This window comes from Herbiconiux sp. VKM Ac-1786, from assembly GCF_015350805.1.
Lineage (GTDB): Bacteria > Actinomycetota > Actinomycetes > Actinomycetales > Microbacteriaceae > Herbiconiux.
The window spans coordinates 1,357,104-1,378,787 of sequence record NZ_JADKSG010000002.1 but is presented as its reverse complement, the minus strand read 5'-3'; the positions used below and the strand labels follow the sequence as shown (position 1 = coordinate 1,378,787).

The following is a 21,684-nucleotide window of genomic DNA, read 5'->3' as shown; positions in this document are numbered from 1 at the left end:
CCGGCGCTCTGCGGCCTAGGCGAGCGTGGTCGACTCGCGCGGCACCAGCCGGATCGCGGTCTCGTGCTCCCGGGGCGCGATGCTCCCGCGGGGTGCCCCGATGCGCTCGAGCAGCCAGCCGACCGCGATCTCGGCGATCTCCTCGCGGCTCGGATCGATGGTCGACAGCGTCGGCAGCGAGTACCGTGTCTCGTCGATGTCGTCGAAGCCGATGAAGGCGACGTCGTCGGGCACCCGCAGCCCGGCCTCCTGCACGACCCGCATCGCACCGAGCGCCAACGAGTCGTTGAAGGCCACCACGCCGTCGAAGTGGATGCCCGACGCGATCACCGTGCGCATGGCCTCCGCTCCGTCGAACCGGTGCCAGTTCTGCACGTTGACGACGAGCTCGGGGTCGAACGGGATGCCGGTCGCCTCCAGGGCGTCCTGGTAGCCGCGGAGCCGCAGCCCCGCCGAGCCGATGATCTCGTCCTCGTGCGCACCGAGCGCGAGCAGGCGGCGCCGGCCGAGGCCGATCAGGTGCTCGGTCGCGACCCGCGAGCCCTCGACGTTCGGCATGGTCACGTGGTCGGTGGGCCCGTTGTAGATGCGGTCGCCGAGCAGCACCAGCGGGGTCGGGATGTCGAGCAGCGCGGCGTCCTCCTGCCCGAGCGTGAGCACGCTGTACAGGATGCCGTCGACCATCTGCATCCGCGGCCCGCGCAGGATGGCGAGCTCGGACTCCTTGTCGTAGCCGCCCATCTGCTCGATCAGCACGTACAGCCCGCGCTTGTGCGCCGCGGTCATCACGGCGTCCGCCAGCTCGGCGAAGTAGGCGTTGCGGAGGTCGGGGATGATCAGGCCGATGGCCCCCGTGCGCCCCGAGCGCAGCCCCCGGGCCGACAGGTTCGGCCGGTAGTCGAGCTCCTCGATCGCCGCGAGCACCCGCGAGCGCGTGTCGGGGCGGATGTGGGGGTAGTCGTTGATCACGTTCGACACCGTCTTGATCGACACCCCGGCGAGGCGGGCGACGTCGTGCAGCGTGATCGACATCGTCGAAGACTACAACCCCGGTGCGCGGTTTATAACGTTGCAGACCGCGCCAGGCGACGGATGCGCGACAGCGCGGCCTCCTCCGACGACGATTCGCTGCCCATCACGCGCCGCACCACGGCGAGCACGCGGCCGGTGGCCCAGATCACCGGCAGGGGCGAGCGGCGGAGGCCGAGCATCCGCCGGTACTCCTTCGGCAGCGACGCCACGGCACCCGCGAACATGATGCGGTAGGCGGGCAGGAAGCCCTTCGCGAGCGGCGGACGGCGGATGAACCGCACCGCCTCGCGCACGCGCTCGTCGCTCTTGAGCACCCCGGAGGCCCGGAACGCCTCGAGCTGCCCGCGGAGCTCGGCCTCGCTCCGCGGTGCGTCCTGCACCCCGATCAGCTCGCCGGCCTTCGCCCATTCGCGGACGTACGTGTCGGCGCCGCCCGGGATCGGCGCGTCCCACAGCGTGTGGCTCGCGAGGAAGGCGTCGGTGAAGACGACGTGCACCCACGACAGCAGCTCGGGGTCGCCGGCCGTGTAGGGCACGGTCTCGCCGTGGTTGTCGACGTACTCGCCGCGCACGCGCTCGTGGAAGTGGGCGACTCGGCCCGATTCGCGATCGGCGACGACCGTGTCGGCGAAGGTCACCGTGACCAGCCAGCGGATGGTGCCGGTCAGGCGGCCGAGCGGGTCCTCCTTGTAGCGCGACCAGTCGTGCACGCCCGCCATCGCGCCCGGGTGCAGCGTCTGCATCAGCAGCGCGCGGATGCCGGCGACCATCGTCGCCATGCCGCCGTGCACCGCCCACGAGGCGGAGCCGGGGCCGAAGTAGCCGACGTCGTCGCCCTCGGCGATGGCCTGCACCCAGGCCGGGCGGCCGTCGCTCTGGCCCGAGAGGGTGGAGAGCAGGTGCGAGCGCCAGCGGTCCCGGCGGTCGGAGCGGCGCGGGGATGACATAGTCCGAGCGTATGCCGCTCCTGGGCGTGGGCGTTTGTCTCCGCCTGCGAGTTCGGCCAGAGTTGAGGGGACCGACACGACTCTCTGGGGGATGCCTTGTCCGATCCATCAGCACCGGCGCTGCAGCTGAACCGACTCAGCAAGCGCTTCGGCGACAAGATCGCCGTGAACGACCTGAGCCTCACGGTTCCGACCGGCTCGTTCTACGGCCTCGTCGGCCCGAACGGCGCCGGCAAGACCACGACGCTCTCGATGGCCACGGGCCTCCTCCGGCCGGATGCGGGGCAGTCGCTCGTGCACGGCATCGACCTGTGGCGCGAACCACTGAAGGCCAAGGCGCTGATCGGCAACCTCAGCGACGGCGTGAAGCTGTTCGACCGGCTCACCGGCGAGCAGCTGGTCACCTACAACGGTCTGCTGTTCGGCCTCGAGCGGGCCGAGGTGGCGGAGCGCGTCGCCGACCTGCTGAGGCTGCTCGACCTCGAGCAGGCGGCCGGCACCCTCGTGGTCGACTACTCGGCCGGCATGACGAAGAAGATCGCGCTCGCCTGCGCGCTCGTGCACGCCCCGCGGCTGCTGGTGCTCGACGAGCCGTTCGAGTCGGTCGACCCGGTGTCGGCGGCGAACATCCGCGACATCCTGGCCGGCTACGTGCAGAACGGCGGCACGGTGATCGTGTCGAGCCACGTCATGGACCTGGTGCAGCGCATGTGCGACCACGTCGCCGTCGTCGCGAACGGTCAGGTGCTCGTCGCGGGCACCGTCGACGAGGTGCGCGGCGACTCGACCCTGGAGGACCGGTTCGTCGAGCTCGTCGGCGGCCGCACGCACGCGGAGGGGCCGGAATGGTTGCGACGCTCGTAAGGCTGCGGCTGCTCGTCCTCCGCAACTCGCTGAAGCGCAGCCCCTGGCAGCTCGTCGCCGTGATCATCGGCGGCCTCTACGGGCTGGGGCTGCTCGTCGGGGTGCTGGCCGGGCTGATCGCGCTCGCCTTCGCGCCGGTCGAGCTCACCTCGACCGTCCTCGTGCTCGTCGGCGCCGTCGTGGTGCTCGGCTGGATCGTGGTGCCGCTGTTCGCCTTCGGCATCGACCAGACCCTCGATCCGGCGCGGCTCTCGGTCTTCCCCGTGCCGCTGAACACCCTGCTCGCGGGGCTCACGCTCTCGGGGGTGCTCGGCGTTCCCGGCATCGTGACCGCCATCGCCGCGGTCGCGACGGCCGCGAGCTGGATCCGTTCGCCGCTCGCCGCGGTCGCCGCCGTGATCGGCGGCCTGATCGCGCTGCTGATCTGCGTGGTCGGCTCGCGGGCCGTGTCCGCGCTGTCCACGACGCTGCAGTCGAAGCGGCGGTTCCGTGAGCTCGGCGGCGTGCTCGTGTTCATCCCGATCATCCTGCTCGGGCCCATCGTCATCGGCCTCGGCCGCACCCTCGCCGTCTCGGCCGAGCAGCTGCCCGAGATCGCGCGCATCGTCGGCTGGACGCCGTTCGGTGCCCCCTGGGCGGTGGCGGCCGACGTCGCGATCGGCGACTGGGTGCCCGCGCTGGTGAAGCTCGTGATCGCGCTCGCGACGCTGGCCCTGCTGCTTGTCGTCTGGCGGGCCGCGCTCGCCGCGGCCCTGGTGACCCCGCCGGCCTCAGGGGCCAAGCGCGTCGCCAAGGGGAAGACGGGGATGTTCGGCCTGCTCCCCGCGACGCCGGCCGGCGCCGTGGCGGCCCGCGCCCTGACCTACTGGCGCCGTGACCCGCGCTACGCCCGGCAGCTCATCACCGTTCCGCTCGTGCCGGTGCTGCTCTGGTTCTACTCGGCGAACGGCTCGGGGGAGTGGATCTTCACCCTCACCGGCCCGATCATCGCGTTCTTCCTCGGCATCGCGCTCTACGCGGACATCTCCTTCGACGGCACCGCCTTCGCGACCCACGTCGCCGACGGGGTGCGCGGCATCGACGACCGGCTCGGCAGGATCGGTGCACTGGCGGTCATCTCGGTGCCGCTGGTGCTGCTCGGCACGATCGTGCCCGTCGCCGTGATCGACGCCTGGGACCGGCTGCCGATGCTGCTCGGGCTGTCGGCGGCGGCGCTGCTGAGCGGCTTCGCCGTGGTCAGCGTGTCGTCGGCGCGGATCGTCATCCCGGTGCCGCAGGCGGGGGACAACCCGTTCAAGTCGGCGCCCGGTGCGGGCTTCACGACGGCGCTCTCGGGCTTCGCGACCTGGGGCATCGTGATGCTGCTGACGATCCCGGCGGTCGTGCTCGCGGTGCTCAGCCTCGCGCTGGACTCGGCCCTGTTCGGCTGGCTCACGCTCGCGGTGGGCCTCGGTCTCGGCGGCGGGCTGCTCGTGCTGGGACTGCGCCTCGGCGGGGCGCTGCTCGACCGCTCGGCGCCCGAGGTGCTCTCGCGCCTGAAGTCGCTGCGCTCGGCCGCCTAGGCGGCGGGTCGGGGGCCCGGCCCTTCACGGAAGCGCGGCCCTGCCCGGAAGCGGACATGTCCGCAAGCGGCTCTTGCAGACCGTCCGGCGGTTCCGGACACTGGAGCCACCCGGAGTGCAGCCCGCCGTGCCCGTGCAGAAGGACGGACCCGACGGCGGCGCGGCACCCCGCTGCCGGTGGGCGTCGCCCACGGCGTCGGTCAGGGTGCGGTGGCCCGATCGGCTCGGTCGACGGGCCGCCGAGGCCGCGCATCCGTCACAGCCCCGCACAGGTCACAGCGTCGCGAGCCTCGCCCGGGCGATCAGGAACAGGCCGTACGCGAGGAAGCCGACGCCGACCGCCACGAGCAGCACGATGCCGAACGGCAGCCCGGCCAGCACCTTCAGGGCGCCGTCCAGGCCCGAGGCGGCCGCCGAGTCGGAGCTGACGGCGGCGACCACGAAGAGCACCCCGACCACGACGAGCGCCAGCCCCTGGGAGGCGTAGCCCACGGTGCCGAGCCTGACGACCACGCGGCCGAGCCGCCCGGCCGGCACCACGATCAGCTTGCGGAAGCCGCGGCGCACCGCGATCGCCACGAAGCCGATGCCGAAGCCGCCCACCGTGAGGCCGACGGCGACGAGCAGGAAGACCCCGCCAGGCGTCGCGATCAGGCCGGCGCTGAACGTCTGACTGGTGTCGGAGCCGCTGGTCGAGCCGCCCAGGGCGAAGATCAGCGCCGTGGCGCCGAGCACCAGGTAGACGACCGCCTTGGCGGCCTCGGCGACGCGACGGCCCCAGGTCTTCGCGGTGCCGGCGGCGCTGAGCAGCGGCAGTGTGATCAGCTGGAACAGCCCGAGCGCGACGAGGGCGAGAACCGACGCCCAGAGCACGAACAGCCCGCCCGGCGTGGTGGCCAGCTGGCGGAGGGCGCCCGACTGGTCGGCCTCGCCGCCCTCCGTGCCGGGCAGGGCGATGCCGATCGCGATCAGCCCGATCAGGATGTGCAGCATCCCGTTCACCGCGAAGCCCGAGCGCGCGATCATGCGGAAGACCGGGTTGCGGCTCACGTCGCGCACGGCGCTCTTCGCGGAGGGGGACATCCCTCCAGCCTGCCACCCGCACGGCGCGGCTCCGTCCATCGCGGGGCAGCGCCGCTCAGCGCGGCGTGATGTCGAGCGCGATGCCGTGCTCGCTCGCGGCTGCGAACGCCGACTCGCGGTCGTTCGCGCCGAGCTTGCGGTAGATGTTCCGCACGTGCGTCTTGACCGTGTTCGGCGACAGGAAGAGCTCGCGCGCCAGCACCTGCACCGACGACCCGCGTCGGAGCCCGGCCAGCACCTGGATCTCGCGCTCGCTCAGCTGCACCGCCTCGTCGGTCGAGGGGCGCAGTTCGTCGAGCAGCAGCCGCACCTGCTCCGGGTGCGGGCGAGCGGATGCGCGGCGCACCAGCACCGTCAGGTCCGACCTCGACGGGTGCCGGAACGGCCGCCGGGTGCCGCTGCGGGCCGCCACCGCGAGCGCCTCGTCGAAGCTGTGGGCGGCACCCTCGTCGTCGCCCTGCCGGAGCGCGGCGACCGCGTCGACCAGCAGCGCGTCGGCGAGGCCCGGAGCGGCGTGGCGCGGGCCGGCGGCGAGGCAGGCGGCGACGGCCTGACGGGCCCGGGCGGCGTGCGCGGCGACTTCGGCGGCGTCGGCGCCCTCGCCGACCTCACGGGCCCCGCCGCCGCGGTGCCCGCCGCCGTCGTGCCCGCCGCCCGACAGCAGCGACCACCCCACGAGCTGAGCCCGGCACAGCACGTGCCGGTCGTCGTCCATCCGGCGCCCGTCCTCGAACCCCGGCCCGAGCGGCCGGCCCTGCTCCACGTCGAGGCGCGCCCGGATGCCGGCCGCCAGCACCGCGGCCAGCAGCCCGCCCGACCAGTCCCGCATCTGCTCGTCCGCGTCGGCCAGGGCGGCCGAGGCGGCGGCGTGCCGCGAGCCGAGCAGCAGCAGCATCGCCTCGGCGAGCGAGGCGTAGGCGCGCCACTCCGAGCCGTGCGCGATCGCGGCCAGCCGGGCCGCGGTGGCGGCGGCGTCGCCGAGCTCGGCGCGGTCGTGCGCGATCAGGAACGCGGTGAACACGGCGGGGGCCAGCGCCGGAGACTCCTCGAGCGGGATCTCGGCGGCGTCCCGCGGGGTCGCCTCGGCCGTGGCGGCGCGCTCGGCGGCGTCGATCCAGACCTCGGCGGCCGCGGCGTCGTCGCGCACGAACGCCGACAGGGCCATCAGCCCGGCGGCGGTGACCCGGTCGGCGGGGTGCATCGAGGTCTCGGTGAGGGTCGACACCGGAGCGGTCGAGCGGTCGGCGCCCATGCCGTCGCGGTGCACCGCGACGAGGGCCCGCTCCAGACGCAGGCGGGCGCGCAGCAGCGTCAGCACCCCCGCGTCGACCCCTCGCAGGCCCTCGAGCCAGGCGTCGGCGCGATCCAGCTCGGCCTGCGCCTCGGTGAAGCAGCCCCGCCGGCGGTGCAGCCCGGCCAGGGCGGCCCGCGCGATCACGAGCTCGTCGAGCTCGGGCGACTCGGCATCGGGTGCGCCCGCCCGGGCCGCCCGGTCGGCACCGCGGCGGAGCAGGCGGTCGGCCTGTGTCTCCAGCAGCGGGGCGGATGCGCGTCCCGCCCCCTCCGGAGCCGCGTCGAGAGCGAGCGCCAGCGCCGTCACGAGACCCGCACGCCCGTCGCGCTCGGCGGCGGGCAGCGCCTGCACGGTCGCGGCGACGAGCGTCGGATCGGTCTGCAGGAAGCGCGGCCAGCCCGCGGCGGCGGAATCGGCGGCTCCCCGCGGGTCACCCGCGTCGAGCGCGGCGCGCACCGAACGGCTCCACAGCCGTGCCGGCCGCTCGGCCATGGTCGTATCCCGTCGCTTCGCACTCGCTTCTCCGGGCGCCTGGACGAATCGTACGTCCGTTCGCGCCCGCTGCCCACCTCCGGTGTCGGGCAGCCCCGATAGAATCGGCGGGTCATGAGCGCAACGTCACCAGCACAGTCGTCCGAGCATCCGTTCTCCACTGCCACGGGCGCCGACGTGCGCGTGCGGTTCTGCCCGAGCCCCACCGGCACGCCCCACGTGGGGCTCGTGCGCACCGCTCTGTTCAACTGGGCCTACGCGCGCCACACGGGTGGAAAGATGATCTTCCGCATCGAGGACACCGACGCGAACCGCGACTCGGAGGAGAGCTACGAGCAGCTCGTCGACGCGCTCACCTGGCTCGGCCTGAACTGGGACGAGGGGCCCGGCATCGGCGGCCCGCACGCGCCCTACCGGCAGTCGGAGCGCTACGACCTCTACCGCGGCGTCATCGCGCGGCTGCTCGAGTCGGGCCACGTCTACGAGAGCTACTCCAACGCCGAGGAGATCGACGCCCGCAACGAGGCGGCCGGCCGCGCCAAGCAGCTGGGCTACGACAACTTCGACCGCACGCTCACCGACGACCAGCGGGCAGCGTTCCGCGCCGAGGGCCGCGAGCCGGCGCTGCGCCTGCGGGTGCCCGACACCGACCTGTCGTTCGACGACCTCGTGCGCGGCGAGATCACGTTCCCGGCGGGATCGTTCACCGACTTCGTGATCGTGCGGCCCAACGGGCATCCGCTCTACACGCTCGTGAACCCGCTCGACGACGCCCTGATGGGCGTCACCCACGTGCTGCGCGGAGAGGACCTGCTCTCGTCGACCCCGCGCCAGATCGCGCTGTACCACGCGCTGATCGACATCGGGGTGACCACCTTCGTGCCGCGCTTCGGCCACCTGCCCTACGTCATGGGCGACGGCAACAAGAAGCTCTCGAAGCGCGACCCCGAGTCGAACCTGTTCCTGCACCGCGAGCGCGGATTCATCCCCGAGGGGCTCGTGAACTACCTGGCACTGCTCGGCTGGTCGCTCGCGCCCGACCGCGACGTGTTCTCGCTCGAGGAGATGGTTGCCGCGTTCGACGTGGTCGACGTGCTGCCGAACCCGGCCCGCTTCGACCTGAAGAAGGCCGAGTCGATCGACGGCGACCACATCCGGCTGCTGGCCGCCGACGACTTCGCGGCGCGTCTCGTGCCCTACCTCGAGGCGGCGGGCATCGTGTCGGTTCCGGTGACGGATGCGCAGCAGCACGTCCTCGACCAGGTCGCCCCGCTCGTGCAGACGCGCATGCAGCTGCTCGGCGAGGCGCCCGCGCTGCTGGGGTCGTTCTTCGTGCCGGCGGCGTCGCTCGGCTACGACGACGACGCGCGCACGTCGCTGCCCGAGAACGCCGGGCTCGTGCTCAACGCGGCCATCGCCGGGCTGCTCGACGTGCCCGAGTCGGAGTGGGAGCACGAGGCCATCCAGTCGGCGCTCGCCGCGGCGCTGATCGACGGGCTGGGGCTGAAGCCGCGCGTGGCCTACGGGCCGCTGCGGGTCGCCCTCTCGGGGCGGCGCATCTCGCCGCCGCTGTTCGAGTCGATGCAGATCCTCGGCAAGGCCGAGACGATCGCGCGGCTCGAGGCGCTGGTGGCGGCGCTGTGACGAGCGGGGGCGCGGGCGTCTCGGCCGCGACGGCTGGGGGCGCGGGGGTCTCGGCTGCGGCCGCGGCGGCTGCGGGCCCCGCCGAGGCCGTGCGCGGTTTCGACGGCGACCGGTACGAGGTCATCGTGATCGGCGGCGGCCCCGCCGGCCTGTCCGTCGGCCTCAACCTCGTGCGCGCCCGGCGCCGCGTGCTGATCCTCGACAGCAACCGGCCGCGCCATTCGGCCACCCTCATCTCGCACGGCTTCATCACGCGCGACGGCGTCTCGCCGCTCGAGCTGCGGGCGCTCGGGCGCGAGGAGTTCGCGGCATACCCCACCGCCGAGTTCCACCAGGGGCTCGTCGGCACCATCACGCCGGGGGAGGGCGGGTTCACCGTCTCGTCCCGCGGGGTGCGCGGATCGGCCGACCGGGTCGTGACGGCGCCGGTCGTGGTGCTGACGCACGGGCTGGCCGAGACGCTGCCGGCGCTGCCGAGCATCCGGGCCTACTACGGCACCGCCCTGCACAGCTGCCTGGCCTGCGACCTGTTCGAGAAGAGCGACCAGCCGCTGGCGCTGATCGGCACCGCGTCCGACCTCGCCGAGCGGGCGCTGATCGTCTCGCAGGTCACCGACGACCTGATCGTCTTCACGAACGACGCCGCCGACGCGGTCACCGAGGCCGAGGAGACGGCGCTCGCGACCCGCGGCATCGCGGTCGAGCGCCGGCCGATCGACGACCTCGAGGGCGACCGCTCGGGCCTCACGGGAGTGCGCCTCGCCGACGGCACGGTCATCCCGCGCACGGGCGGCTTCGTGCGCCCCACCTGGACCGTCCCCGACGCCCACCTCGCCGAGCTCACCGGTCTCGAGCGCGACGCCGACGGGCACCTCGTGGTCGACGCCGTCGGCGCCACCTCGGTGCCGGGCCTCTACGCGGCCGGCGACCTCACGCCCCCGGGGCCGCAGCAGCTCATCGTCGCCGCCGGAGCCGGCGCCCGCACGGCCGCGGCCGTCGCCCGCCACCTCCTCGGCCCGCTCTAGCGCGCCCCGCCGCTCCTCCCCGCCCCTCCTCCCCGTCGGTACGGGAGGAGAATCGGCCCCATAACCCCCTATACGGCCCATCGGCCGTATTCTCCTCCCGTACCGACCGCGCCCCAGGTGCCCGGGGTGCCGCCGCGCGCGTGACACCGGCCCGCGACGGGTGGCGCGGGCGGACAGGGCGACCGGGCGGAGCGGCTAGGGTCGAGCCATGGTGGTCAGAGACATCTTCGGGTTCCAGGACGCCATCCAGGGCGCCGGCCTGTGGGGCCTGCTGCTGGTGTGCGTGATCGTGTTCGCCGAGACGGGCCTCCTGATCGGGTTCTTCCTGCCGGGCGACACCCTGCTGTTCTTCGCCGGACTGCTGACGTTCACGGGCGCGATCCCGCTGCCGCTGCCCGTCGTGATCCTCGCGGTGTTCGCGGCCGCGTTCCTGGGTGACCAGCTCGGCTACACGATCGGCAAGCGCGCCGGCCCGGCGATCTTCGAGCGGCGCGACTCCGGCTTCTTCAGCCGCAAGAATGTCGACCGCACCCAGGCCTTCTTCGACCGCTTCGGCGGCTGGGCCGTCACGATCGCCCGCTTCATCGGCGTCGTGCGCACCTTCGCGCCGGTCGCCGCAGGCGTCGGGCGGATGAAGCGCTCGCACTTCTCGGCCTACAACGCCCTCGGCGCCCTGCTCTGGTCGGCCGCGATCATCGGGCTCGGCTTCGCGCTCGGCGGCATCCCCGAGGTGGCCGCGATCGTGCAGCAGTACATGGAGTGGGTGCTGATCGGCATCGCCGTGCTGACCGTGGGCTCGGCCCTGATCGCGTACCTCCGGCAGCGGCGGGCGGCGCGCGCCTCGTCCGGCGAGGCGCCGGGTGCGGCGGGCAGCGCGGCGGGCGCGGCCGGCGAGGCACCGGGCGCGGCGGGCGGCGCGGCGGGCTCGGGCGGGGCCCCGGCGGGGGAGCGGACGGGGGAGTAGGTTCGTCCGCGAGGAGGTCAGTCGTGCAGATCGTCACCCGCTCGCTGGCGTGGGTCCCGGCATCCCGCACCGGTTTCGAGGGCCTCACCCTCACTCTCACCCCCTCGGGTGCGACGGCGGTCGGCCACATCACCGCCGACCCGGCCGACGGCGACGCGACCGGCTTCGACGTCTTCTACCGCATCGAGTGCGACGAGGCCTGGCGCACCCGCTACGTCAGCGTCGCCGAGACCTCCACGAGCCGCTCGCTCGAACTGTGGTCGACCGGCGACGGCCACTGGGAGGGCGATGACGGGCGGATGCTCGTCGCCCTCACCGAGGCGATCGACGTCGATCTGAGCGCCACCCCCTTCAGCAACACCCTGCCGATCCGCCGCATCGGCCTGGCCCTCGGTCAGAGCGCCGAGATCACGACGGCCTACGTGGACGTCCCCTCGCTGCACGTCTCGGCCGACCGCCAGCGCTACACGCGCATCGCTCCCTCGACCTACCGCTACGAGTCGCTCGACGGCAGCTTCGTGCGCGACGTCGAGGTCGACGACGAGGGTTTCGTCACCGACTACCCCGGCCTCTTCACGCGGGTCGGTCGCTGAGCCCGGCACCGATGCCGGTGCCGGCGCCGCCCGCGCGCCGCGCTCGCTCCTTGATCGCGAGGATGACCTCGGTCTTCGCCTCGGAGTAGGCGTTCATGTCGGCCCAGCTCTCGGCCATCAGGGCGCGCTTGGTGCTCTCGTAGAGGGCGCGGTCGCCGGCGTCGGCCCGGAGGTGGTCGCGCAGCAGCAGGTACTCCGTGACGGCGCGGTCGCCGCGCTGGTAGACGTGCACGTGCACGTCGCGCTCGGGGGTGCGCACGAGACGGTGGCCGGGCTCCCGCACGCGGAGCTCGTAGCCGGCGGCCAGCAGCGCGTCGAGGTAGTCCTCCTCGGCGGTGATGTCGTCGACCGTCACGACGACGTCGACGATCGGCTTGGCCGCGAGGCCCGGCACCGCGGTCGAGCCGATGTGCCAGATGCCGATGGGCCCGATGCCGACGGGCTCGATGCCGACGGGCTCGCTCACGAGGGGCTCGCTCACGAGGGGGTCGCTCCCGACGCGGGCTCCGGCGAGAGCATCCTGAATCAGGCGCCGGTGCGTCTCGAAGACCGTCGCCCAGGCGGGGTCGTAGTCGTGCAGACCCACCGTCAGCCGCTCGGGCCCGCCCACGATCTCGACGGTCGTCACCTCGGGCCGTCGCGGCCCCTTGCTCTGCTGCACCCGCCCATCCTCGCAGGCCCCGACGAGCGGCCTGGACGCAGAAGAGGTGCACCCCGGGCGAGCCGGTGGTGCACCTCTTCGAACGGGGTGAGCCGCTACGACTTGATGAAGGCGAGCAGGTCGGGGTTGATCACGTCGGCGTGGGTCGTCAGCATGCCGTGCGGGTAGCCCTCGTAGATCTTCAGCGTCGAGTTCTGCAGGAGCTCGTGCTGCTTCAGCGAGGCGTCCTTGTAGGGCACGACCTGGTCGTCGTCGCCCTGGGTGACGAGCACGGGCACCGTGATGGCCTTGAGGTCCTCGGTCTGGTCGGTCTCCGAGAAGGCCGCGATGCCGATGTAGTGCGCGAGCGCGCTGCCGGTCATTCCCTGGCGCCACCAGTTGGCGACGACGGGCTCGGACAGGGTGACGCCCGGCCGGTTGAAGCCGTAGAAGGGGCCGGAGGCGACGGCCTGGTAGAACTCGGAGCGGTTCGCGGCCAGCGCGCTGCGGAAGCCGTCGAAGACCGAGATCGGGGTGCCCTCGGGGTTGGCGTCGGTCTGCACCATCAGCGGCGGCACCGAGGAGACGAGCACGGCCTTGGCCACGCGGCCCTGCGGCTCGCCGTACTTCGCGACGTAGCGGGCGACCTGGCCGCCACCGGTCGAATGGCCGATGTGGATCGCGTTCTGCAGGTCGAGGTGCTCGACGACGGCCGAGGCGTCGCTGGCGTAGTGGTCCATGTCGTGGCCGGTGCCGATCTGGCTGCTGCGGCCGTGGCCGCGGCGGTCGCTGGCGATCACCCGGTAGCCCTGGTCGAGGAAGTAGAGCATCTGCGCGTCCCAGTCGTCGGACGACAGCGGCCATCCGTGGTGGAACATGATGGGCTGGGCATCGGGGCTGCCCCAGTCCTTGTAGTAGATTTCTGCGCCATCGTCCGTGGTCACAAACGGCATGATCGACCTCCGCGTTCAGTCTTCCCGCTCTTCGGGGGGTGAAGAGTGGCTCCACCATAACGCCGCGAAATGGCTCGTGAGAGCGCGATTCCGGATGTTCCGACAGCTGTTCAGTTCTGCACCGCCCCGCTTCCGACCAGCGTCGGAACGAAACCCGACGAACAGGTCAGCGGATGCGCAGCCACCCGGTCAGCGCCGCCGTGAGTCGAGGCTCCAGCTCGCTCACCGCGGTGCCCGGCGGCACGGTGATCACCCCGCGGATGTCGGACAGCCAGCGCACCAGCCCGGTCTCGTCGACCATCACCGGAGGGGCGTTCTTGACCTCGGGCCGCGCGGTGTCGAGGTGCAGGACGAGCTGCACGGCGCGCTCCTTGTTGCGCACGTTCATCGTGAGGCGGTCGAGGCCGTCGTGCACGTAGCTGGGGGAGTTCCACTTGACGTGCTCGGTCAGGTCGACCGGGAGCGCCAGGACGATGCGGCGCAGCTCGACCACCTGCTCGCGCTGCGCCGGGTCGAGGGCGGCGATGAACTCCTCGACGCTTTTCACGGTCTCGCCCGGGTCGCCCGGGCCGCTCTCGCCTCTTCGACGAAGCGCTCGATCAGCCGGTGATCCTTCACCCCGGGAGCCGACTCCACCCCGCTCGAGACGTCGACGCCGCTCGGCGCGGCCTCCGCGACCGCCTGCCCGACGTTCGAGGGATCGAGCCCGCCCGCGAGCAGCCACGCCTCCGCGGGCCGACGCTCCTGCAGCGCCCCGAGGTCCCACCGCTCGCCCGATCCGGGTCGCGGCGAGTCGATCAGCAGCAGCTCCTCGCCCCACGAGTGCAGCTCCGCCGCGTCGGCCGACGTCGCCCGCCACACCCGCGGGAACAGAGCGGATGCCCGGCCCACCTCCGAGCGATCGAACCCGTGCACCTGCAGCACGTCGACCCCCGCCGCGCGGGCCGCCGCGGCGGCGTCCTCCGGCGTCAGCCCCTTCGTCACCAGCACGGTGGTGACCCGGCCGGCGGTGTGCTCGACGAGCCGCCGGGCGGTGCCGGCGTCGACGTACCGCGGGCTCCCGGCCGCGACGACGAAGCCCACGGCATCGGCCCCGGCCGCCACGGCGGTGTCGATCGCGGCCTCGGTGCGGAGCCCGCACACCTTCACGAGCAGCGGCGCGGCATCCATGCGGCGAGCCTACCGGCCCGACCGCCTCGGGCGTCCGGTGCCGCTGAGCGACGATCGGCTGGGTGCCGGTCGATCCGTGAGCATCGACCTGGGGGTCATGTCACAGTGGAGCGTGACCCCGCACGACGGAAGCCTCCCGAGCATCGCGCCGCTCGACGCGCTGCTGGCGCGGACGGCCGAGGGCGACGCCGAGGCGTTCGCCGAGCTCTACGATCGCGTGGCTCCGCGGGTGCTGGGCTTCATCCGCCAGTTCGTGGCCGATCCGCAGCAGGGCGAGGGCGTCTGCTTCGACGTCTTCGTGGACGTCTGGCGTCGCGCGTCGCGCTTCGACCCCCGCCACGGCTCGGCGCTCGCCTGGATCCTGCAGAGCGCCCACGGCCGTGCGGTGGCCGCGGCGAGCGGCTCGGGCAGCGGCTCCGGCTCCGGCTCCGGCTCCGAGGACGAGATCGCGATCAGCGCCTAGCTCGCGAGCAGCACCACCCGCCGGGTCAGAGGAGCTTGAGCTTCTTCACGATCCGATCGACCGTCGCCCGCGGCCCCACGATGCTCAGCGCGAGCGACTGCAGCTGCTCGGGCTCGGTGCGCGCGAGCTCGGCGAGGAACTCGTCGTAGACCCGGGTCGTCTGCGCCGCGAGCGGCATGTCGGCGATCCACACGGCGTCGTCGTCCGTCTCCGCCGAGGCGGTCGCGGCCACGGCTTTGGCCCGCACGTTCGCGAGCTGCTCGGCACCCGCACCCAGCACCGTGCACCCGGCCCAGGCGAGTCCCGGATGCTCGGTCCCGCCCGCATCCGGGCCGCCCGGCCCCTGCAGCCCCCGCACCGCATCACCGGTGGCGGCCGCGACGCAGGCCACGGCGTTGGCGAGGCGTCCGGGCTCGAGGGCGGTGTCGACGACCACCACCCACTTCAGTCGCGCCGAACGGGTCGACTCGTGGGTGAGGATCTCCTCGGGGCGGTAGGCGGGGGTCGCGGGCATCCGTCGTTCTCTCCAGGCTCTCAGTGCTCGATGGGCGGCCGACCCACACGGCCGGATGCGGCGATAGTATTCACCCGCACGACACTGGCGCAATCAAGCCGTACATCGTACGGAGAAGGAGCCTGAATGGCATCGCTCGACGCACTCGACACGGCCATCCTGCGCGAATTGCAGACGGATGCACGGCGCACCAATCGCGACCTCGCCGCCTCGGTCGGGGTGGCGCCCACCACCGCACTCGACCGCGTGCGGGCCCTGCGCGACCGCGGTGTGCTCACCGGATCCACCGTCACGGTCGACCTCGCCGCCCTCGGGCGCGGGGTGCAGGCGATGATCGCGGTGCGCATCCGGCCGCCGTCGCGGAAGAACATCGAGGGGTTCCGCTCGTGGGTGAGCGAGCTGCCCGAGACGATCGGGGTGTTCGTGACGTCGGGCACCGAGGACTTCCTGGTTCACGTCGCGGTGCCCGACAACGAGGCGCTGTACGGCTTCGTGATCGACCGGCTGACGGAGCGGCCGGAGGTGGCCGACGTGCGTACCTCGGTCGTGTACGAGCATGTGCGGAGTGCCGTGATCGCGCCGCTCTGAGCGCCGCGCACGCGTGACCGGCGGCGCTTTTGGCAGGGGGCGGGAGATAGGCTAGGGTAGACGACGGCCCGAGCTCCGGTAGAGGCCATTGGGGTATGGTGTAATTGGCAACACGGCTGATTCTGGTTCAGTTGTTCTTGGTTCGAGTCCAGGTACCCCAGCAAGCTAGGCCCGGTCATCCGGGCCTTTCGTGTATCTACCGCTGATTCGTACGGCGTCGGCCGATCGAGGCCTTGCGCGCTGACAGGCCCGCCGCGACGAGCATCGCGACGGCGGCGAGGGCGGTCCAGGCGGCGACGATGGTCTCCGTCCATGGAGTCGTGTCGAACGACTGGTAGCCGACCACGGCGGGGGCGATGACGAAGGCTGCCACGAGCAGCCCTGGCATCGTGCTGCCGACGAGGAGGAGGCAGGCGATCGCGGCCGGCCAGGTCGTCGAGGTGAAGCGTTCGGCAGCCAGGTAGACGAGGCCGATGGCGCTCACTCCCGTGAGCAGGAGCTGCACCGGCAGGTACTGGAGCGGCGACGGGAACCCCAGCAGCCCTGACGCGAGCACGTGGATGCCGTCGAACCCTGCCAGGGCGGCGATGACGATCACGGCCACGCCGTCGAGGCCGGGGTTGCGGCCGGCAGCCGCTCGCGGGAGCAGCAGCAGGCCGATCGCGAGCAGCAGCAGCCCGGCACCGTGCAGCTGAGCCGCGGCGCCCACGTTCTCCCATGGATCGGCGGGCCAGGAGTAGTCGAAGCGGTGATCCTTGATCGACACCTGGTCTCGCGTCCAGGAGCCGGCCGCGACCACCCACCGCTCGAGCGACGCGGCCACCTGCAGCCCCGCCGAGGCCAGCCACAATCCGGCGACGACCAATGACCACCGTGCCGACGTCATGCCTGAACGCTAGCCAGTCGGCGTCGGTGCCACGCGCGTGGCCGGGCGAACAGCAGGCGAACGGTGACCGTCGTGGCTCTCGAGAACGCGAGCAGTGACCGTCGTCGGCAAGCGCGGAGCGCGCGGCAGCCCTGTCGGCTTTGGGCGCCTGGGGGCGGTAGCGGGCGGCTGCCGCGCGCTCCGCGCTTGCCCTCGATGGATGTGGTCGGGTCGGGAGGAATTGTCGCTGTGATCTGCCGGTTTGCTTGAGGTCGGAGGCGGGCCGCGGTAGGATTGAGGCAAGCTCATGAACAGTTCACTCGCCTTCGCTCCCGCACCCCTCGAGGGGCGCTCGGTTGATGCGACGCGCGAGCGGTTGCTGTGGGGCATCGGGGCCGACGTCGACGAGGTGGCGCTGATCCGGCGGGAGCAGGCGGTGCTCGAGGCGAGGGCGGTCGGGCTGCTGGCCGAGGCCGCTCGCAAGGCGAACTGGCTGGCCGCGCTGCCCGGCGGGTCTCTCGAGCACTCGCGGCGGTCGCTCGTGGCCGAGGTCGCCACCGCGTTGCACGTTCCGGAGTCGACCGCCTCGCAGCGCATCGACGACGCCGAGACGCTCACCGATTTCCTGCCCGTCACCCTCGCCTCGCTGGCCCGCGGTGACATCGGCTATGCGCACGCCCAGTCCGTGGTGCGGCAGGCGCGAACGCTGCCCGAGGGGGCGCGCGGCGAGTTCGAGGCGGTCGCGACCGCGAAGGCCGAGTCGCAGACCCCGTCGCAGCTGGCGGCGCACGCGCGGGCGGTCCGAGAGCGGATGCACCCCGAATCGATCGACGTCCGCCACCGTGAGGCGCGCGACGAGCGGGCGGTGTGGCTCGAGAAGGAGCGTGACGGCATGGCGACGCTCGTCTGTCACCTGTCCGCCGTCGACGCGTTCGCCATCGACGACACCCTCGACCAGCTCGGGCGGGCGCTGCGCTCTCCCGAGGAGTCGCGCACCCACGCCCAGCTGAGGGCCGACGGGCTGGTCGAGCTGCTGCTGCACCGCGACGGCGACACCGCGGCGCGGGCTCGCGGAATCACGGCGAACGTCGTCGTCACCGTGCCGGTGCTGACGCTGCTCGGGCGGTCGATGCGGGCCGGCGAGCTGCAGGGCTACGGGCCGATCCCGGTCGAGGCGGCCCGCCGGCTGGCGGCGGGGGCGCCGTCGTTCCTGCGCATCCTGACCGACCCGATCACGGGTCAGCGGCTCTCCGTGGGGCGCGATCGCTACAAGGTGCCCGCCGATCTGCGGGCGGCGGTGGTGCTCGACGACGAGACCTGCCGCTTCCCGGGCTGCGTGCGCCGCGCCGACCGCTGCGACCTCGACCACACCACCGACTGGGCGCGTGGCGGCGAGACCGGCCTCGACAACCTCGCGGCGCTCTGCCGCCGTCACCACACCCTGAAGCACCAGACGGGCTGGCAGGTCGAGGCGGGGGAGGGTCGGGCGCTGCACTGGAGGTCGCCGTCCGGCGCCCGCCACACCACGCGGCCGCCCGAGCGCGGCGGCCCACCGCCCCCGGCGCAGCCGCCCTCCCCGCCGGCTGCGACTCGGCATCTTCCCGACCATCCGCCGTTCTAGCCGCCCGCGTGACTGCCGTCGACCCTGCTCGACCGACAGAGCGCCCGAGCGCGCAGCGCCCGCGGGCGGTCGCGCGACTCGCTAGACCGTGGCGGTGCGGATGCGCACCTCGCGCTCCATCCGCTTCTCGTGGCGTTCGCGGCCCTTGACCGCCTGATCCTCGCGGTTCTTCGGCGGCGCGGCCGTGACGAGCTCGTCGAGCATGCGACGGGTGGCGGCGGCGATCTCGTCGATGGCCCGGTCGAAGGCCGCCGTGTTCGCCCGCGAGGGATGCGTCGAGCCGCTCACCTTGCGCACGAACTGCAGTGCCGCCTCCCGCACCTCATCATCGGTCGTCGGCGGTTCGAAGTTGTGGAGCACCCGAATGTTCCTGCACATGCGGAGAGGCTACTCCCGACCTCCCGCCGAGTCCACGGCTTGACGGGCCCTCGATCGGCCGGATCTCGATCGGCCTCACCCTAACTGGGGGCACGGGCGGGGCAAGCGGGGAGGGGGCTCGTGACGAATCATGCACACGTATTGATCAAATGTCCGGAGTTCGCATGTCACCCAGAACCAGTGCCCTGAGCGTCACCCGCCGTCCGTCGGACGCGCCGCCGAGTCCGCTCGACGACCTCTCGTGGGACTCCGATCGGGTGCTCGTCGTGCGGGCCGCCTCGGGCGACGACCGGGCCTTCGCGCAGATCGTCGATCGCTACGCCGGACTGCTCCGCAGCGTCGCGTACCGCACCCTCGGCAGCACTGATGACATCGATGACGTGGTGCAGGAGACCTTCCTCGCCGCCTGGACCCACGCCGACAGCGTCATCGACGGCGAGTCCATCGCGGGCTGGCTCGTCACCACCGCCCGGCGCCGCAGCTACGACCGCCTCCGCTCGGCGGCGGTGCGCACCCGGGGCGGCGATCTCCTCGACCAGCGGATGCTCGCCGCCGACCAGCCCGACCCCGACGACGGTGCGCGCCGCTCCTGCCTCGCGGCCGACGCCCAACGGGTGCTCGACACCATGCCGGACGCGCAGCAGCGCTGCTGGCGCCTCCGCCAGCTCGACGACCTCAGCTACGACGAGATCGCCCGCCGCCTCGCGCTCCCGGTCTCGACCGTCCGCGGCATGATCGCCCGCGCCCGCGCGCTCCTGGCGACCGAACTCGCCCACTGGCGCTGACCCTGCCCCCGCGCTGACGCGCCGCGCCCGCACCGCACCGCGCCCGCCCCGCTCGGCGCCGCGCCGCGCTGTGCGCCTCGGAAGGAGATTCGGGGGTACCGCCACCACTATGGTCGCGCTCCCCCCGAATCTCCTTCCGACGTGGACGCGCCGAGCCGGCCGGCCCTGCCACAGACCGAGTTCGACCACCGCGCGGCGGGCGCTGCGGGAGGCCGTCGCTCCGCGGTGACCGCTGGCGGGCCGACTCCGGCCGGGCCACTATCGTCTAGGGGCGCGGCACCGGTCGCGCGGCAGGAGGTGCCGGCAGCCGGTGGAGACAGTGCAGGCGCTGCCCACTCCGATCGACACGACCGCCCTCACCGAGCCGGTGCACCGTCGTGACTTGCGGCGCTCCTGGCGAGACCTCGTCGCCGCGCATCCTGAGGCCCGTGATCTCGCCGGGGCCGTGCGCCGGTTCGTGCTCGGGTTCGCCACGGTCACGACCCCGATCGGGCTGCTGGCCTTCGTGCTGATCGTCGTCGCGACGATCGGCGAGGGCGGCCCCGATGTGGTGCAGGCGGTGCTGGTGCAGAGCGTCATCGGCGGGCTGATGCTCTTCGCGGGGGTGATCTGCGGATGGGCGTGGGTTCGCCTGCGGCGTCGTCGCCCCCGGCCGCGCGTGCACCACAGGCTGATGGGCTTCGCCGCCGCGAACGGCCTGAGCTACAGCCCGGGGCCGACGAAGGCCGCTCTCGGGTCGCCGTTCCGGCGGCGCGGTGCCCTGAACCTCTACCGCGTGCTGCGCACGCCCGGGGAGCGCGGGGTCGAGTTCGCGAACTACGAGCTGGTGAACGCGACCATGGACAACACGGCGCCGCAGTTCGGCGGGTACTGCGCGTTGCGGCTGCCGGTGGCGCTGCCGAACATCCTGCTGCGGAGCGAGGAGGGGCCGCGGCGGCCTCTGCACACCTCGGCGGCGCTGCGGGAGACGCAAATGCTCGAGCTCGAGGGCGACTTCGACCGGTTCTTCCGGCTGTACTGCCCCGAGGGCTACGAGCGCGACGCGCTGTACCTGTTCACGCCCGACGTGATGGCCCGGCTGGTCGACCACCTGCGCGGGCTCGACGTCGAGATCGTCGACGACTGGATGTTCCTGATCAGCGCCCGCGACCTGATCACCGATCGCGCCGAGCGGTGGGAGGCGCTCGCCGCCGCCGTGGATGCGCTGGACGACCGCATCGAGCGCTGGGGGCGGTGGCGCGACGAGCGGGTCGCGCGGGGGGAGGACGTGGGGCCGGGCGGCGGCGCGGGTGCGGGGTCGCAGTCGTCGTCGTCGCGGTCGTCGTCGCGGTCGTCGCCGTCGCGGTCCCGTGCCGTCGCCCGCCCGGGTCGCCGGTTGCGCACCTCGTGGAGTCTCGGCACGATCCTCGTCGTCGGCTTCGTCACCCTCTGCTTCGTGGGCCTGATCGTGGCGATCAACCTGGGCTGACGGGCTCGACCGGATGCGCTCCGGCTCCTAGGCTCGTGCCGACGGCGAGAGCGGGGCGGCTTCCATGACCACAGACGACGCCGTCGTGCTGGGCTATCCGCTGCGGGGCACCTTCCGGGCGCGAAACAGTCCGGCGCGACGCGTGCCGAGCCACGGCACGCACCTCATGGGAACGACGTATGCGATCGATCTGATCCCGGTCGACCCCCGTGGGCGGTCGGCACCCCCGAGCTGGCGCGCCCTGGTGACGTCGGAGTCACCGGAGCGCTTCGTCGGCTTCGGTGCCCCCGTGCTGGCGCCCGTCACCGGCAGGGTGGTGATCGCGCACGACGGCGAGCCCGATCATGCCGCACGGAGGTCGCAGCCCGCGCTCGCCGCCTACCTGGCCGGGCAGGCCCGGCGCCTCCGCGAGGGGCCGGCGGCGATCGCCGGCAACCATGTGGTGATCGCGGCCGATGAGGGCGGGCCGTTCATCCTCGTCGCCCACCTGCGACGGGGGTCGGTCGCGGTCGTCGTCGGCGAGCGGATGCGCGCCGGGCAGTTCATCGGTCGGTGCGGCAACTCGGGCAACAGCACGCAGCCCCACGTGCATCTGCAGGCGACCGACAGCACCGACTGGCCGACCGCTCGGGGACTGCCGATCGTGTTCGACGTCGGCGGCCGGCGGGAGCTCACGGCCGAGTCGCAGCTCGTGTCCGTCGACGAGTTCTGACGCAGCACCGGCGCAGTTCCGGCGCCG

At 72.9% G+C, this 21,684-nt stretch carries 23 protein-coding genes and 1 tRNA gene; 13 read left to right on the top strand and 11 right to left on the bottom strand.

The features are described 5' to 3' along the window. Positions 1–15 precede the first annotated feature (15 nt). Positions 16–1,032 carry a LacI family DNA-binding transcriptional regulator gene (locus tag ITJ64_RS17555; RefSeq protein WP_194681958.1) on the bottom strand — a complete coding sequence of 339 codons (1,017 nt, stop codon included), beginning with the start codon at positions 1,030–1,032 and terminating at the stop codon, positions 16–18. A 29-nt stretch (positions 1,033–1,061) separates the two neighbouring features. Further along, a complete protein-coding gene (locus tag ITJ64_RS17550; RefSeq protein WP_194681957.1) occupies positions 1,062–1,979 on the bottom strand; it encodes an oxygenase MpaB family protein in 918 nt (305 codons plus the stop codon). Positions 1,980–2,075: 96 nt separating this feature from the next. On the opposite strand from ITJ64_RS17550, the gene ITJ64_RS17545 reads away from it, so the two are divergent. Further along, on the top strand, positions 2,076–2,843 hold the full coding sequence (locus tag ITJ64_RS17545) for an ABC transporter ATP-binding protein (protein ID WP_194681956.1): 768 nt from the start codon (positions 2,076–2,078) through the stop codon (positions 2,841–2,843). Continuing rightward, the gene (locus ITJ64_RS17540) at positions 2,825–4,405 is read left to right on the top strand and encodes a transporter (RefSeq protein WP_194681955.1); all 1,581 of its coding nucleotides are present in this window, start codon (positions 2,825–2,827) and stop codon (positions 4,403–4,405) included. Before ITJ64_RS17545 ends, ITJ64_RS17540 begins: the two co-directional genes overlap by 19 nt. 273 nt (positions 4,406–4,678) lie before the next feature. On the opposite strand, the gene ITJ64_RS17535 is transcribed toward ITJ64_RS17540, so the two are convergent. Both ITJ64_RS17535 and ITJ64_RS17530 read right to left on the bottom strand, forming a co-directional pair. After that, the gene (locus tag ITJ64_RS17535; protein WP_194681954.1) at positions 4,679–5,488 is read right to left on the bottom strand and encodes a DUF1206 domain-containing protein; all 810 of its coding nucleotides are present in this window, start codon (positions 5,486–5,488) and stop codon (positions 4,679–4,681) included. Positions 5,489–5,543: 55 nt separating this feature from the next. Then, positions 5,544–7,274: a LuxR C-terminal-related transcriptional regulator gene (locus ITJ64_RS17530; RefSeq protein ID WP_194681953.1), complete on the bottom strand. Its 1,731-nt coding sequence runs from the start codon at positions 7,272–7,274 to the stop codon at positions 5,544–5,546. A 114-nt stretch (positions 7,275–7,388) separates the two neighbouring features. On the opposite strand from ITJ64_RS17530, the gene gltX reads away from it, so the two are divergent. From gltX to ITJ64_RS17510, 4 genes are all read left to right on the top strand, one after another. Further along, positions 7,389–8,918 carry a glutamate--tRNA ligase gene (gene gltX, locus ITJ64_RS17525; protein ID WP_194681952.1) on the top strand — a complete coding sequence of 510 codons (1,530 nt, stop codon included), beginning with the start codon at positions 7,389–7,391 and terminating at the stop codon, positions 8,916–8,918. An 89-nt stretch (positions 8,919–9,007) separates the two neighbouring features. Continuing rightward, complete coding sequence (locus ITJ64_RS17520; protein ID WP_194682228.1) at positions 9,008–9,943, top strand: NAD(P)/FAD-dependent oxidoreductase; 936 nt, start codon at positions 9,008–9,010, stop codon at positions 9,941–9,943. A 208-nt stretch (positions 9,944–10,151) separates the two neighbouring features. Next, positions 10,152–10,907 (top strand): DedA family protein, encoded by a 756-nt coding sequence (locus ITJ64_RS17515; RefSeq protein ID WP_194681951.1) that lies wholly within the window; start codon positions 10,152–10,154, stop codon positions 10,905–10,907. A gap of 23 nt (positions 10,908–10,930) precedes the next feature. Continuing rightward, positions 10,931–11,500: a putative glycolipid-binding domain-containing protein gene (locus ITJ64_RS17510; protein WP_194681950.1), complete on the top strand. Its 570-nt coding sequence runs from the start codon at positions 10,931–10,933 to the stop codon at positions 11,498–11,500. On the opposite strand, the gene ITJ64_RS17505 is transcribed toward ITJ64_RS17510, so the two are convergent. From ITJ64_RS17505 to ITJ64_RS17490, 4 genes are all read right to left on the bottom strand, one after another. Further along, positions 11,481–12,161, bottom strand: coding sequence for a GrpB family protein (locus tag ITJ64_RS17505; protein ID WP_194681949.1), 681 nt, complete (start codon positions 12,159–12,161; stop codon positions 11,481–11,483). The two genes, ITJ64_RS17510 and ITJ64_RS17505, sit on opposite strands and share 20 nt — an antisense overlap. Before the next feature lie 95 nt (positions 12,162–12,256). After that, positions 12,257–13,093 carry an alpha/beta fold hydrolase gene (locus tag ITJ64_RS17500; protein WP_194681948.1) on the bottom strand — a complete coding sequence of 279 codons (837 nt, stop codon included), beginning with the start codon at positions 13,091–13,093 and terminating at the stop codon, positions 12,257–12,259. Positions 13,094–13,259: 166 nt separating this feature from the next. Further along, a complete protein-coding gene (locus tag ITJ64_RS17495) occupies positions 13,260–13,640 on the bottom strand; it encodes a DUF1801 domain-containing protein (protein ID WP_194681947.1) in 381 nt (126 codons plus the stop codon). Then, positions 13,637–14,263, bottom strand: coding sequence for a phosphoribosylanthranilate isomerase (locus ITJ64_RS17490; protein WP_228508725.1), 627 nt, complete (start codon positions 14,261–14,263; stop codon positions 13,637–13,639). Before ITJ64_RS17490 ends, ITJ64_RS17495 begins: the two co-directional genes overlap by 4 nt. Positions 14,264–14,339: 76 nt before the next feature. Between ITJ64_RS17490 and ITJ64_RS17485 the strand changes: the two genes are divergently transcribed. Then, positions 14,340–14,726, top strand: coding sequence for a sigma factor (locus ITJ64_RS17485; RefSeq protein ID WP_194681946.1), 387 nt, complete (start codon positions 14,340–14,342; stop codon positions 14,724–14,726). A 25-nt stretch (positions 14,727–14,751) separates the two neighbouring features. Here the strand turns inward: ITJ64_RS17485 and ITJ64_RS17480 are convergent, their stop codons facing one another. Next, positions 14,752–15,240 (bottom strand): DUF2000 domain-containing protein, encoded by a 489-nt coding sequence (locus tag ITJ64_RS17480; RefSeq protein WP_194681945.1) that lies wholly within the window; start codon positions 15,238–15,240, stop codon positions 14,752–14,754. A gap of 126 nt (positions 15,241–15,366) precedes the next feature. On the opposite strand from ITJ64_RS17480, the gene ITJ64_RS17475 reads away from it, so the two are divergent. Then, complete coding sequence (locus ITJ64_RS17475; RefSeq protein WP_194681944.1) at positions 15,367–15,828, top strand: Lrp/AsnC family transcriptional regulator; 462 nt, start codon at positions 15,367–15,369, stop codon at positions 15,826–15,828. Between the two features lie 89 nt (positions 15,829–15,917). Next, positions 15,918–15,989 (top strand) — tRNA-Gln (locus tag ITJ64_RS17470). 35 nt (positions 15,990–16,024) lie between these two features. Here ITJ64_RS17470 and ITJ64_RS17465 read toward each other — a convergent pair. Next, a complete protein-coding gene (locus ITJ64_RS17465) occupies positions 16,025–16,714 on the bottom strand; it encodes a hypothetical protein (protein WP_194681943.1) in 690 nt (229 codons plus the stop codon). 286 nt (positions 16,715–17,000) lie between these two features. On the opposite strand from ITJ64_RS17465, the gene ITJ64_RS17460 reads away from it, so the two are divergent. After that, positions 17,001–18,314 carry an HNH endonuclease signature motif containing protein gene (locus tag ITJ64_RS17460; RefSeq protein ID WP_194681942.1) on the top strand — a complete coding sequence of 438 codons (1,314 nt, stop codon included), beginning with the start codon at positions 17,001–17,003 and terminating at the stop codon, positions 18,312–18,314. A gap of 81 nt (positions 18,315–18,395) precedes the next feature. On the opposite strand, the gene ITJ64_RS17455 is transcribed toward ITJ64_RS17460, so the two are convergent. Continuing rightward, entirely contained in the window at positions 18,396–18,692 is a 297-nt protein-coding gene (locus tag ITJ64_RS17455; RefSeq protein WP_194681941.1) for a DUF2277 domain-containing protein, read from the bottom strand. Between the two features lie 164 nt (positions 18,693–18,856). Here ITJ64_RS17455 and ITJ64_RS17450 point away from each other — a divergent pair, with 164 nt between their 5' ends. The 3 genes from ITJ64_RS17450 (at position 18,857) to ITJ64_RS17440 (ending at position 21,657) form a co-directional block, all read left to right on the top strand. Then, positions 18,857–19,477 (top strand): RNA polymerase sigma factor, encoded by a 621-nt coding sequence (locus ITJ64_RS17450; RefSeq protein WP_194681940.1) that lies wholly within the window; start codon positions 18,857–18,859, stop codon positions 19,475–19,477. Positions 19,478–19,787: 310 nt separating this feature from the next. Continuing rightward, the gene (locus ITJ64_RS17445; protein ID WP_194681939.1) at positions 19,788–20,945 is read left to right on the top strand and encodes a hypothetical protein; all 1,158 of its coding nucleotides are present in this window, start codon (positions 19,788–19,790) and stop codon (positions 20,943–20,945) included. Between the two features lie 64 nt (positions 20,946–21,009). After that, positions 21,010–21,657: a M23 family metallopeptidase gene (locus ITJ64_RS17440; RefSeq protein ID WP_194681938.1), complete on the top strand. Its 648-nt coding sequence runs from the start codon at positions 21,010–21,012 to the stop codon at positions 21,655–21,657. The last annotated feature ends 27 nt before the right edge of the window (positions 21,658–21,684 follow it).